13 protein-coding genes are annotated in these 12720 nt (G+C 72.2%); 1 reads left to right on the top strand and 12 read right to left on the bottom strand.

The window, feature by feature from the left end:
• Positions 1-124: 124 nt before the first annotated feature.
• The 5 genes from kynU to ACFWU3_RS05350 form a co-directional block, all read right to left on the bottom strand.
• Positions 125-1318, bottom strand: a complete 1194-nt coding sequence (gene kynU, locus ACFWU3_RS05370; protein ID WP_384431460.1) for a kynureninase — start codon at positions 1316-1318, stop codon at positions 125-127.
• Positions 1311-2141 carry a tryptophan 2,3-dioxygenase family protein gene (locus ACFWU3_RS05365; RefSeq protein WP_384431457.1) on the bottom strand — a complete coding sequence of 277 codons (831 nt, stop codon included), beginning with the start codon at positions 2139-2141 and terminating at the stop codon, positions 1311-1313. Before ACFWU3_RS05365 ends, kynU begins: the two co-directional genes overlap by 8 nt.
• A gap of 88 nt (positions 2142-2229) precedes the next feature.
• Positions 2230-3120 carry a DUF3152 domain-containing protein gene (locus tag ACFWU3_RS05360; RefSeq protein ID WP_384431454.1) on the bottom strand — a complete coding sequence of 297 codons (891 nt, stop codon included), beginning with the start codon at positions 3118-3120 and terminating at the stop codon, positions 2230-2232.
• A gap of 155 nt (positions 3121-3275) precedes the next feature.
• Positions 3276-3689, bottom strand: a complete 414-nt coding sequence (locus ACFWU3_RS05355; protein WP_313945086.1) for a DUF3151 domain-containing protein — start codon at positions 3687-3689, stop codon at positions 3276-3278.
• A gap of 11 nt (positions 3690-3700) precedes the next feature.
• The gene (locus ACFWU3_RS05350) at positions 3701-4135 is read right to left on the bottom strand and encodes a hypothetical protein (RefSeq protein WP_384431451.1); all 435 of its coding nucleotides are present in this window, start codon (positions 4133-4135) and stop codon (positions 3701-3703) included.
• 97 nt (positions 4136-4232) lie between these two features.
• Here ACFWU3_RS05350 and ACFWU3_RS05345 point away from each other — a divergent pair, with 97 nt between their 5' ends.
• The gene (locus ACFWU3_RS05345; RefSeq protein WP_384431448.1) at positions 4233-4505 is read left to right on the top strand and encodes a hypothetical protein; all 273 of its coding nucleotides are present in this window, start codon (positions 4233-4235) and stop codon (positions 4503-4505) included.
• Between the two features lie 45 nt (positions 4506-4550).
• Here ACFWU3_RS05345 and ACFWU3_RS05340 read toward each other — a convergent pair whose 3' ends face one another.
• From ACFWU3_RS05340 to ACFWU3_RS05310, 7 genes are all read right to left on the bottom strand, one after another.
• On the bottom strand, positions 4551-6047 hold the full coding sequence (locus ACFWU3_RS05340; protein WP_384431445.1) for an MFS transporter: 1497 nt from the start codon (positions 6045-6047) through the stop codon (positions 4551-4553).
• 27 nt (positions 6048-6074) lie between these two features.
• The gene (locus tag ACFWU3_RS05335) at positions 6075-7244 is read right to left on the bottom strand and encodes a MalY/PatB family protein (RefSeq protein WP_384431442.1); all 1170 of its coding nucleotides are present in this window, start codon (positions 7242-7244) and stop codon (positions 6075-6077) included.
• 90 nt (positions 7245-7334) lie between these two features.
• Positions 7335-8357 carry a class II fructose-bisphosphate aldolase gene (gene fbaA / locus ACFWU3_RS05330; RefSeq protein WP_384431439.1) on the bottom strand — a complete coding sequence of 341 codons (1023 nt, stop codon included), beginning with the start codon at positions 8355-8357 and terminating at the stop codon, positions 7335-7337.
• Between the two features lie 194 nt (positions 8358-8551).
• Entirely contained in the window at positions 8552-9100 is a 549-nt protein-coding gene (gene pyrE / locus ACFWU3_RS05325; protein WP_384431436.1) for an orotate phosphoribosyltransferase, read from the bottom strand.
• 29 nt (positions 9101-9129) lie between these two features.
• Positions 9130-9924, bottom strand: coding sequence for an aldose 1-epimerase (locus ACFWU3_RS05320; RefSeq protein WP_384431433.1), 795 nt, complete (start codon positions 9922-9924; stop codon positions 9130-9132).
• A 137-nt stretch (positions 9925-10061) separates the two neighbouring features.
• Positions 10062-11048 (bottom strand): SRPBCC domain-containing protein, encoded by a 987-nt coding sequence (locus ACFWU3_RS05315; RefSeq protein WP_384431430.1) that lies wholly within the window; start codon positions 11046-11048, stop codon positions 10062-10064.
• 41 nt (positions 11049-11089) lie between these two features.
• Complete coding sequence (locus ACFWU3_RS05310) at positions 11090-12697, bottom strand: polyamine aminopropyltransferase (protein WP_384431427.1); 1608 nt, start codon at positions 12695-12697, stop codon at positions 11090-11092.
• Positions 12698-12720 lie beyond the last annotated feature (23 nt).

Raw genomic sequence — 12720 nt, 5'->3', positions numbered from 1 at the left:
GGGGGGGGGGGCCGGGGGGGGCGCGGGGGGGGGGGGGGGGCCCCCCCGTGTTCGGGGGGGGCCCGGGGCCGGGGTGGGGGGGGGGGGGGGCCCCGGCTGCCGCCGACCCCAAGGGGCAGAAGCCTCAGGCCGCGAGGATCTCCGCCAGCGTCGCCGCCGCCCTCTCCGCGTCCCCGAACCCGACGTACAGCGGGGTGAACCCGAACCGCAGCACGTCCGGCCTGCGCAGGTCACCCACCACTCCGCGCGCGATCAGCTTCTCCATCACGGCCGGCGCCTCCTCGCACCGCAGCGCGACCTGACTGCCCCGCGCCGCATGGTCCTCAGGAGTCAGCGAGGTGACCCTGCCCTGCGGGACATAGGCGGCGACGCACTTCAGGAAGAAGTCCGTGAGCGCCAGGCTCTTGGCCCGTACGGCCTCGATCCCGACCCCGTCCCAGACCTCCAGTGCCGCTTCCAGCGCCAGCATGGACAGGATGTCGGGCGTCCCGACCCGGCCGCGGAGCGCGCCGTCCGCCGCCGTGAACTCGCGGGTCATCGCGAACGGGTCCGCGTGCGAGGTCCAGCCCGGCAGGGGCGAGTCGAAGGCCGCCTGATGGCGCTCGGCGACATAGAGGTACGCCGGTGAACCCGGCCCACCGTTCAGGTACTTGTAGGTGCAGCCGACCGCCAGGTCCACGCCGTTCGCGTCGAGCCCGACGGGCAGCGCGCCCGCGCTGTGGCACAGGTCCCAGACCACCAGCGCGCCCGCCTCGTGCACCGCCGCGGTCAGCGCCGGCAGGTCGTGGAGGCGGCCGGTGCGGTAGTCGACGTGATTGAGCAGAACAGCGGCCGTGCTGGGCCCGAGCACCGACGGCAGGTCCGCCGGAGCGACAGGCACCAGCCGCCGGCCGGTCATCCGGGCCGCCGACTCCGCGATGTAGCCGTCGGTGGGGAAGGTCGTGGCATCGACGACGATGTCCGTACGGGCGGGGTCGTCGCACAGCCGGACCGCGCCCACCACCGCCTTGAAGACGTTGACGCTGGTGGAGTCGCCGACCACGATCTGCCCCGGCGCGGCCCCGACGAGCGGGGCTATGCGGTCGCCGATACGTTCCGGCGCGGTCCACCAGCCGCTCTCGCCCCAGGAGCGGATGCGCAGTTCGCCCCACTGCCGCTGCACGACATCGGCGACGCGCGCCGGCACATGGGCCGGCAGCGCGCCCAGCGAGTTGCCGTCCAGATAGACGCCGTCGTCCAGGGCGAACAGCTTGCGCAGACCGGCCAGTTCGTCTGCGGCGTCGAGCGCCGCGGCCTCGTGGGCCAGGGACTCAGACATGGCTGCGCGCCGTCCACAGCTCAGGGAAAACGTTCTTGCGGGCCCGCTTCTCCAGCCAGGCCACACCGGCGGAACCACCGGTGCCCGTCTTGGATCCCATCGCGCGGCGCGTCGCCACCAGATGGTCGTTGCGCCAGCGCCACACGAGCTCGCCGACGTCCGTCAACGCCTCCCCGAGCAGCACCAGTTCGGAGTCCGGCTCGCCGACGTCCTGTCCGCCGTAGACCGTCGCCCAGACCTTCTCGACCTCGGGGGACGGCTCGTACTTCTGCGACAGGTCGCGCTCCAGCACCGCCTCCGGGACCGGCAGGCCGCGCCGGGCGAGCAGCCGCAGCACCTCGTCGTACAGGCTCGGCTCGTGCAGCGCCTTCTCCAGCTCGGCGTACACACGCGGTGCGCCGCGGTGCGGCACCAGCATCGACGCCGCCTTGTCACCGAGGAGGAACTCCATCCGCCGGTACATCGCCGACTGGAAGCCGGAGCCCTCGCCGAGGGCGCTGCGGTAGGAGTTGAACTGTGCGGGCGTCAGCTGGGCGAGCGGCCGCCACGAGGCGTTCAGCGCCTCCAGCTCACGCACCGACCGCTTCAGCGCGTCCCTCGCCACCTGCACCCGGTCCTCGCGCAGGGCGCGGGTCGCGGTCTCCCACTCGTGGACGATGACGGTGAACCACAGCTCCATGACCTGGGTGGTGACCAGGAAGACCATCTCTCCCGGGTCATCCGAGAGCGGGTGCTGGAGATGGGTCAGGACGTCCGCCTGGACGTAGTCCTCGTACGGAGTGGTACCCGCGAAATCCAGATTCGGGGTCGCGTCATGTGACATCGCTGTCTCCTCGACGTGTCCGGGTAGCGGTCCGCCCCTTCCTCTTGGTGTGGGAGCCCCGGTCCCCACCGGCATCATAAGCCGAAGGTCAGTCGATCACCGGGCCGGTGAGATACGTCCCGTCCTCGTCGTAGGGCCAGGCGTTCGAGCGGCACCCGTCGAGGCCCTTGATCTGCTGCATCATGACCGGCGCCGGCTCGCCCGGGCCCGGGCAGCCCATGTGGGTACGCAGACCGATCTCGTGCCCGACCTCGTGGTTGATGATCAGATGCCGGTACTCGGCGGGCGTCCCGGCGAAGGTGGGCGAGCCCAGCATCCAGCGGCGCAGATTGACCACGACGCCGTCCGTCGTCTCGCAGTTCAGCTCACCGCGGGTGTTGAGCCCCTGCCGCCGGCACAGGGCGTCGGCGGTGGCCGGGGTGGCGATCCGTATGACGAAGTCCGCGTCCCCGGTGACGCGCTGGAAGGTGCCCTTGCCGTTCGCGGCCCAGCCCTGGGGATGGGCGAGTATGCGCTCGATCTCGGTGGCGGCCTCCTCGGCGGAGACGGCGATCCCGTGCTCGACCTGGACGCGGTAGCGGCGCACCTGGCCCTCGCCGACCGGGCTGCCGGCCGAGCGGGCGGTGGCGAAGGTTCCGGGTCCGGAGACGGGGACGGCCGGCGGCGCGGCCTTTCGCGAGGGCTTCGCGGGCTTCGGGACCTCGGTGGAGGGCGTGACCCGCGGCTTCGGGTCACTCGGCGGCCCGGCCTCGGCGGACGGGCTCCGGCGCTCCCGGCCGGGCGGGGAGGCGTCGCTCTCATCGGCCCGCGGGCCACCCGGTATCAGTGCCGGAGAGCCGGGCGGTGCGGCCGGGTCGGCGGCGGCGCGTGGCGTGCCGGGGGCGGCGCCCCAGTGGGCGACGGCCGCGCCCGAGGCGATGACCAGGACGGCGAGGGCCGCGCCGGGCAGAACGAGACGGCGGGCGAGCGGGCGGGGCACCGGGCGTCTTCGACGACCGCGTGCACGCGACTGGTTTCCCCTGCGTCTGCGGCCGCTCAACAGAGCCCCCCACTATGTAAATCGCCCATGCGTGCGATCGTAGCGGGCCGGAAGACCCGCACCCCCTGTTCAGACGGGAGATGCGGGCCTTCGGTTCATCCGAGGGTGTCTGCGGCCGTCTCGGAGGAGTCGCGCAGGAAGGTCGCGCAGCGCTCGTACTCCTCCTGCTCACCGATCGCCTGCGCGGCGCGGGCCAGCGCGTGCAGGGCGCGCAGGAAGCCGCGGTTCGGCTCGTGCTCCCACGGCACCGGGCCGTGGCCCTTCCAGCCGCTGCGGCGCAGGGAGTCGAGTCCGCGGTGGTAGCCGGTGCGCGCGTAGGCGTACGACTCCACGACACTGCCGTTCTCGAAGGCGTCGTCGGCGAGCCGTGCCCAGGCCAGCGAGGAAGTGGGGTACTTGGCGGCGACGTCCGCGGGTGCTGTCCCGGCGGCGAGCAGCTCGCGCGGCTCGGGGTCGTCGGGGAGGTGGGTCGGGGGCGGTCCCCCCAGCAGATTTTCATGGATGGCCATGGTCTCCAGTGTCACAGGTCCATGAGGAATCCGTGGAAGCGGTGCGGGGATCGGGAGCCGCGGGCGATCCTCTTGTCCATGCGCTGGGTGAGAGCTGCGGGGGTCCTGGCGGCGGTGTGCCTGCCGGCCGGATGCGCGTCCCCGGACGAGGGCGGGCGGCACGAGGCATGGGAGGGGCCGTCGGCCCCTCCGTCGCTGTCGGCCCGACCGTCCGCGTCGGCGTCTGCGGCCATACCGACGTCACCGTCCCCGAGCGCCGCCACATCGCCGCCGACGGCCTCCGGGACGTCCGCGCCGGTCTCGACGGCCCCACCGGCCGGACCGCCCTCCGGGCCCGGAGGCGGGGGCGGCAGCGGGGGCGGGAGTGGCGGCGGGAGCGGCGGCGGGCGGCCCGATCCCCCGGTCGCGCCCGCTCCCCCGTCCCAGGAGGCCCCCGCGGGCGGCACGGACGGCTTTCCCTACGACGGCGACCTCTGCGCCGGCACGGACCACGGCCCGTACGTCCGGATCACGTCCGCCACCGGCACCGGCACCTCGGCACGGGTGACGGGCCGGGCGGGCTACTTCAGCTGCGACGCCCGCGGCGAGCCGAGCTGGACCTCCACGCCCGAAACGGTGTCGTACCCGCTGAACCCCGACGCCCACATCACGGTGACCACACCCTTCGTACCGGCGGGGCAGCGCAGGGCGATGAGCGCGGCGGAGTTCCTGCGCCGGGTGAACGCGCAGGCGGGCGCGAGGCCGCTGGTCTTCCACTACCAGACCGACCCGGAAGCGCTGTGGATCGTGAACCAGATCGACCCGGCGCAGTACTAGGTCCTGTCCGGGCAGGACCTGGGCCGGCCCGCACTCCGGAGCGGTTCAGGGCGTGTCCGGGCGGGTCGGGTCGACCTTCGGTCCGGGCACGTGCCGCGCCGAGGGCTCCAGCGGCGGCGCCCCCACCCCGCAGTTGATCCTGCATTCGGACCGCGCCCGCTCCGGCACGTGCTCCGGCTTGCGGACCCGCCACAGTGCGATCAGCGATCCCACCACCAGCACTCCCGCGCACATCGGCATCGCCTTGCGGAACGTCTCCCCGAACTCCACCGCCGACCGGTACGCCTCCGGGCCCATCCCCGCCAGCATCGGCAGCGCCGCCACCGCGAGCAGGCCCGCGGCCCGCGCCGCCGCGTTGTTGATGCCGCTGGCGATACCGGCACGGGCCATGTCCACGGAGCCCAGCACCGTCGCCGTCAGGGGGGCGACCACCGTCACCATGCCCAGCCCCATGACCAGCAGCGCGGGCAGCACATCGGCCAGGTACGACGCGTTCTCGCCGACGCGCAGCATCAGCAGCATGCCCGCCGCGCAGAACAGCGGGCCCACCGTGAGCGGAATGCGCGGGCCGATCTTGTCCCCCAACTCACCCGACTTCGCGGAGAAGAGCAGCATCATCAGGGTCGTCGGCAGCAGCGCGAGACCCGCGCCGAGCGCCGAGTAGCCCGAGACCACCTGAAGTTGCAGGGCGACCAGGAAGAAGAATCCGCCGAACGCCGCGTACACGCACACGGTCACCATGTTGACCGCGGCGAACAGCCGGGACTTGAAGAGCGACAGCGGCAGCATCGCCTCGGGCCGTCGCCGCTCCAGCAGGATGAAGGCGGTGCCGACGAGGACACCGGCGATGCCCGCCCACGCGCGCGAGGCGATGAGCGCGTACGTCACCAGGGCCAGCGAGGCCGCGCCGAGCACCGCGCCGAGGATGTCGAAGCGGCCATGGGCCTTCGGGTCGCGCGACTCCGGCACATGGCGCATCGCCACCGGAACACACAGCAGCGCGAGCGGGATGTTGAGCAGGAAGACCCAGCGCCAGCCCGGCCCGTCGACCAGCCAGCCGCCGACGAAGGGGCCGATGGCGGCGCCGATGCCGCCGAACCCTGACCACAGTCCGACCGCGCGCGCCCGGTCGTCCGGATGGAAACTGGCCTGGATCAGCGCCAGTGACCCCGGGGTGAGGAGCGCGCCGCCGATGCCCTGGAGGGCGCGGGCGAGCACCAGGACGAGGGCGTTGGGCGCCAGGCCGCACAACAGTGACCCGCCGGCGAACCAGATGACGCCGATGACGAAGATCCTGCGTCGCCCGAAGCGGTCACCGAGTGCCCCGCCCAGCAGGATGAGCGCCGCCAGCGTCAGCGTGTACGCGTTCACGGTCCACTGGAGAACCTCCAGGTCCGCATCGAGATCCTCACCGATGCGCGGCAGGGCCACATTGACGACGGTCGAGTCCAGCAGGGCCATGGCGGAACCCAGCACGGTCGTCATGATCACCCACCGGCCGGTGACCGAGGAGAGTCGGATGTCGCCCGGGCGGTTGTCCATACCGGGATCATCCCAGTGGTGGGCGTCTCATTCGAGTCGGCGAAGGGCGCGGATCAGCGCGTCCACCCCCTGCTCGGCCTTGGCGCGGGGACAGCCGACGTTCAGCCGGACGAAGCCCTCGCAGCCATATGTCGTACCCGGCATGATGGCCACCTTCTCGCGCTCGATCAGCTCCCGCTGAAGCTCCGCGTCGTCGATGCATGGTCGCCGAACGGCGCGCAGATCGATCCAGGCGAGGTAGCCCGCCTGGGGCGGCTCCCAGCCGAGCTGCGGAAACGCGGCGGCGAGCCGCTCGGCGACCATGCGCAGATTGCCGGCGACGTAGGAGCCGAGCGCGTCCAGCCACGGACCGCCCCGGCGGTAGGCGGCGATGTGCGCGGTCAGGGACAGCACGGCGGGCGACGCGAGCCCCTCCCCGGTCTGCATCCGGCGCAGAAACGCCGCATGGTCGTCGGGGTCGCCGATGATGCCGTACGAGCCGCTCAGCGCGGGGAAGTTGAAGGCCTTGGTGGCGGAGGTGATCAATGCCCAGCGGCCCGTGCCGAAGCGCGTCCAGGGCAGATGCCGCTGACCTGGGGCCACGAAGTCGGGGTGGACGAAGTCGGCGTGGATCTCGTCGCTGACGACGGCGACTCCGTACGCGGCCGCCAGCCGTGCCGTCTCCGCCAGCTCGGCCTCCGTCCACACCCGGCCGGTCGGGTTGTGGGGCGAGCAGAGGACCAGCACGGTGCTGTCGGGCCGGGCGAGCTGCCGTTCCAGAGCCGCCATGTCACCGGCGGGCACCCCGCGCAGCTCCCGCCCGAGCCCGGATATCGCCTTCAGGAAACCGTCGTAGGTGGGGGTGTGGACGACGATCCCGTCACCGGGCTCGCTCCACATCCGCAGCAGCTGCGAGAGCTGGTTGAGGACGGAGGGCGCGTAGACGAGCCGGCCGGTGTCTATCGCGGTGTCGTAGCGGCTGCTGAACCAGTGGCCCACCGCGGACAGGAAGTCGTCGTGTCGCCAGTCGGTGTATCCGAAGACACCGTGGGAGATGCGCTGCTGGAGCGCGTCGAGCACCTCCGGCGGGGAGGTGAAGTCCATGTCCGAGATGGTGAACGGCAGCAGCCCGTCCACCCCGAAGCGGTCGGCGACCCCGTCCCACTGGATGCACCAGGTGCCGCGGCGGTCGACGACGGTGTCGAAGTCGTACGTCATGGTGAGGTCTCCTGACGGCATGCCGCGGGCCCGGCACCCCGGGAAGGGGTGCCGGGCCCGGCGGGCGCGAGGCTGCGGTGCGGATCGTGCTTACTTGAGCTTGGTGCCCGTGGAGCGCAGGGCGGCGCAGGCCTCGGAGACGCGCTTGGCCATGCCGGCCTCGGCGGCCTTGCCCCAGGTGCGCGGGTCGTAGGTCTTCTTGGAGCCGACCTCGCCGTCCACCTTCAGCACACCGTCGTAGTTCTTGAACATGTGGTCCGCGACGGGGCGGGTGAAGGCGTACTGGGTGTCGGTGTCGAGGTTCATCTTGACGACGCCGTTCTCCAGCGCGGTCGCGATCTCCTCGGCCGTCGACCCGGAACCGCCGTGGAACACGAAGTCGAAGGGCTCGGCCTTGCCGAACTTCTTGGCGACGCCCTCCTGGAGGTCCTTCAGCAGCTCGGGGCGCAGAACGACGTTGCCCGGCTTGTAGACGCCGTGGACGTTGCCGAAGGAGGCGGCGAGCAGGTAGCGGCCCTTCTCCCCGAGGCCGAGCGCCTCGGCGGTGCGGATCGCGTCGTCGACGGTGGTGTAGAGCTCGTCGTTGATCTCGTGGGTGACACCGTCCTCCTCGCCGCCGGTCGGGGTGATCTCGACCTCAAGGATGATCTTGGCGGCGACGGCCTGCGCGAGCAGCTCCTGCCCGATGGCCAGGTTGTCCGCGAGGGTCTCGGCGGAGCCGTCCCACATGTGGCTCTGGAACAGCGGGTTCTTGCCCGCGGCGACGCGCTCGGCGGAGATGGCGAGCAGCGGACGGACATAGCCGTCCAGCTTGTCCTTGGGGCAGTGGTCGGTGTGCAGGGCGACCGTGATGTCGTACTTCGCGGCGACGATGTGCGCGAACTCGGCCAGGGCGACCGCGCCGGTGACCATGTCCTTGCTGTGCTGGCCACCCAGGAACTCGGCACCGCCGGTGGAGATCTGGATGATGCCGTCGCTCTCGGCCTCCGCGAAGCCGCGCAGTGCAGCGTGCAGGGTCTGGGAGGAGGTCACATTGATGGCCGGGTAGGCGAACTTGCCTGCCTTCGCCCGGTCGAGCATCTCGTTGTAGACCTCGGGGGTTGCGATGGGCATCTGTCCGCTCCTTGGGATGTGCGGGTGTTAAGTGCTGGCCCTGACCTGGGGGCGACGTCATCGTCGGCGCCTATCTTTCCAGACTCTTCACCGGACTCCACCCCGCCCGGTCTGCACGGATTCGAGAAGGGCGGACCGTTTCACGTGAAACAGCCCGCCCTTTATCGTCTTCGCAGGTCAGAAGCGCTCGTCGGTCAGGCCAGGCCCAGCTCGTCCAGCGAGTACGCGAACAGATACGGCACCCCGGCCGTGCCGCTGATCTTCTCCCCGGCACCGGTCGCCCGGTCCACGATCGTCGCCACGGCCACGACCTCGCCGCCGGCCTCGCGCACGGCCTCGACGGCCGTCAGCGGCGAACCGCCGGTGGTGGAGGTGTCCTCGACGACGAGGCAGCGGCGGCCCTGGATGTCCGGGCCCTCGACGCGCCGCTGCATCCCGTGCGCCTTGGCGGCCTTGCGGACGACGAAGGCGTCCACGCGCTGCCCGCGTGCGGCGGCGGCGTGCAGCATCGACGTCGCCACCGGGTCGGCGCCCAGCGTGAGCCCGCCGACGCAGTCGAAGTCGAGGTCGGCGGTCAGGTCGGACATGACCTGGCCGACGAGCGGCGCAGCGGTTCCGTCGAGCGTGATCCGGCGAAGGTCCACGTAGTAGTCGGCCTCAAGACCCGACGAGAGGGTCACCTTGCCGTGCACCACGGCCTTGTCCTTGATCTGCTGGAGCAGCTCAGCGCGTACGTCAGTCATGCCCACGAGCTTAGAGGCCGTCCCGCCGGTCACAGCCGGCGCCAGCTCCAGGTCGCGGCCATCTCCAGCGGGTCGATCGGGGTGACGAACCGCGGATCGGAGTCGAGGCCGTTCGGCGGACCGGACTGGGGCTCCACGCACACGGCCTCGTCCTGCTCGTCGTAGACCACGACCCACTCGGAGCGGCTGGCCACGGTCAGCTCCAGCTGCTCGGGCCAGGTGAGAGTGACGAGAACACCGTCGGGCATGCCGAAGCAGTCGTCCCACGGGCTCGGCCGCGGCGGAATCCGGTTGCCGGTCGGGAGGTGGTCGTCACCGCGCTCCTCCTGCCAGGCGGCGGTGAAGTCGACGCGTACGTCCTCGCCGCCGAGGTTGCGCAGGAACCAGGGGTGCCAGCCGGCCTGCGCGGGGAACGAGGTGTCGTACGTCTCGACGCCCATGGTGAGCGTCAGGGAGTCCTCCGTCAGCTCGAAGGTCTGCGTGACGCGCCCGGTGTACGGCCAGGGCTCGGCGAGCTCGAAGGTGAACGCCGCCTCGTCCTTGCCGGCGCGCGCGGTGCGCCAGGCGACGTCCCGGCCGGTTCCGTGGATGGCGTGCGGCGGGGAGTTGAGCGGCAGTTGATGCACCACGTCGCCGTTACGGAACCGGCCGTCCCCGACCCGGCCGCACCACGGGACCATCGGGAAGGAGCCGTACCGCTCGCCCTGCCGGAGCACCTCGGTGCCTCCGATGACCAGGCTTGCGATGCGGCAGCCGTTCTGCGGATGCACGGTCAACTCGACGTCGCCGGCGGCCAGCCGGACGCTCTCTTCGCTGCTACTCACACGACGACACTACTGTTCGCCGCGCCGCCGTACGACGGACTACCGGGTCCCGGTGGCCCGTTGTCGTGGGTCCGGTGGTGGGGACGTGCGCGGTCCGGCGATCGGGACGGCGCGGTCCCGCGGCCGCGCGCGGTGGCCTACCTGCGGCGGCGCAGCGCCCGGCCCACCACGACGGCCGACGCGACCGCGAGGGCCGCGGCGGGTGCGAGCCAGCGCAGCGGCACACCCACACCGGCGGCGTCCGGGGCGGGTGTGGGCGCGTACCGGCCGCGCGGCGGCGCGTGGTCGACCTCTTCGGCACTGCGTCCGATCATCGTCCGCCGGGCGTGCGCGGCTTCCGCCATCGGTTCGTCGGACGGGCCGGGGAGATCGTCCAGTTCGTTCTCCTCCAGCTCGTCGGCCGCGCCGGGAAGATCCGTGTCGAACTCGTCGTCGGCGAGCGGTCCGAGCGAGGGCGGCGGCACCGGGGCGTCGAAGACCGTCTCCTGCGTCGAGGGGGTCTCCTCGTCCCCGGGCCCCTCCTCGTCGAGCGGGTCGGGAGCGATGTCGTCCGTCTCGGCGGCCGCGCTCCGCGTACCGGCGGGGGTCCCCCCGGCCGGCGTCGCGTCCTCGTCGTCCACCAGTCCGAGGCGCTCGGCGTCGTCCGAGCTCACGGGCCCGGGGCTCTCGCCGCCGCCCGCGGCCCCCGCGGGCGGCTCGATCGCGACGGTCGCCAGGCGCTCCGCGAACCGGTCGAGCATGCGATGGGCCGCCTGTTCCGCCGACTGCTCGGACAGCTCGGAGAGTCTGCCCTTCGCCGTGGACGTGCCCGTGAAGCCGATCGTCGTGCCGCCCTCCGCCTCGGTGGGGCGGATCGTGAGCGTCACCTGCACCGAGCCCGTGCCGCGGGTCTCCACACCGTCGCCCTCGACCGTGAACACCTCGTCCCGCTCGACGATGCGCAGGGCACCGCGGTAGGTGATCGAGTGATTGGCAATGCGGACCTTGAGCCGGCCGGAGAGCGGGCCCGCGGACTCGTCGGCGTCCTGTTGGAGGCCCGTGACACAGCGAGCGACCCGGGCAGGGTCCCTCAGCATCTGTCGGACAGTCTCTGCCGGAACCGGAACGAACACCTCATGGTCCATGGAAGTCGAGCGTACCCAGAGCGGCCGCTCACGTCTGCGATTCACTCCGTGTATCGCGGATGGACCAGCGTCGACGGCGGCAGGTCCCGGCCTCTGGTGCCTCTCGTGCGCTCGGCGCCCCATGCCTCGGCGGCCAGCACGGCCCGGCTCAGCGAACGCAGCCGCGGCGCGCGGGGATCGAGGCCGAGCTGCGGGGTGCGTCCCGGCGCGGCCAGCAGAAGCCCCCAGTCGTACGGCTGGACGGCACGGCCGCTGGCCCGGTCGGGTCCGGCGGCGAACCCGGAGGCCCGCGCGGTGGCGCGATAGGGGCTGGTGCCGAACCCCGCCGCGCGCAGGGTCGCGTCGACCGTCCAGTAGGTGCGCGGGCGCGAGGTCACCGGTCCCGCGTGCACGGCGAGCCGGCCGCGGTCCGCGAGGACCCGCGCGACCAGTCCGTAGAACTCCTGGGAGTAGAGCTTGGTACTGGGGGTGATGCCGGGGTCGGGCAGATCGGCGATGACCACGTCGTATCCCCCGCGCGCCGAGCGCAGCCAGCCGAAGGCGTCCTCGGTGACCACCCGGGTCCGCGGATCGCGGTAGGCGCGGCGGTTCAGCTCGGTGAGGGCCGGGTCGGTGCGGGCGAGCCGGACGACACCCGGGTCCAGCTCCACGACCGTCACCGAGGTGACGTCGCGGTAGCGCAGCACCTCCCGGGCGGCGAGCCCGTCCCCGCCGCCGAGGATCAGCACCCGGGCGTGCGGGCCGCGCATGGCCGGGTGCACCAGCGCCTCGTGGAAGCGGTACTCGTCGCGGCCGCTGACCCGCAGCCGTCCGTCGAGGAAGAGATCGACCGGCCCCGACGGGCTGCCGGTCAGCACCACTTCCTGGATGTCGGTGTGCACGGCGACGCGCACCCGGTCGCCGTAGACCGCGCGGCGCGCGGCCCGCTCGAAGTCGTCGACCAGCACGGTCGCGGTGGCGAGGACGGCGAGCACCAGGACGTTGGCGACGAGGAGCCAGCCGCGCGAACGGGGGGTCAGATCCCGGCGGAAGAGCCAGAGGACGAGCGATCCGCCGGCGATCGCGTTGACCGCGCCGGTGAGCAGTCCGCCGGTGAGCTGGCCGAGCCAGGGCAGCAGCAGAAAGGGGAAGGCGAGCCCGCCGACGAGGGCGCCCACGTAGTCGGCGGCGAACAGGTCCGCGACCGTACCGTCCGCGTCCCGCCGGGAGATGCGCTGGATGAGGGACATCAACAGCGGGATCTCCGCGCCGATCAGCACCCCGATGGCGAGCGAGAACGCCACCAGCACGACCCGGGACTCACCGATCCACGCGAACGCCGCGTACAGCACCATCGCCGAGCAGCCGCCCACGAGCGCGAGCGTCAGCTCCAGCAGGCCGAACCCGACCGCGGCACGGCAGCGCAGCCGCTTGGCCAGCAGCGAGCCGATGCCCATGGCGAAGACCATCACGGACAGGACCACGGAAGCCTGGGTGACCGAGTCGCCGATCAAATAGGAGGCGAGCGCGACCAGTTCGAGCTCGTACACCAGTCCGCAGGCGGCGCAGACGAAGACCGCCGCCAGGACGAGGAACCGGCCGGCATCGGGGCGCACGGGCAGGCACACCGCACTCGGGGGCGGTGACAACTGCTGTGGCCGGTCGATCATGCCGTAACGCTACGTCACTGTTC

It is taken from the genome of Streptomyces sp. NPDC058685, from assembly GCF_042714725.1.
In the GTDB taxonomy this organism is placed as follows: Bacteria; Actinomycetota; Actinomycetes; order Streptomycetales; family Streptomycetaceae; genus Streptomyces.
The sequence above is the reverse complement of the archived record's forward strand: the minus strand, read 5'-3'. Positions and strand labels throughout refer to the sequence as shown.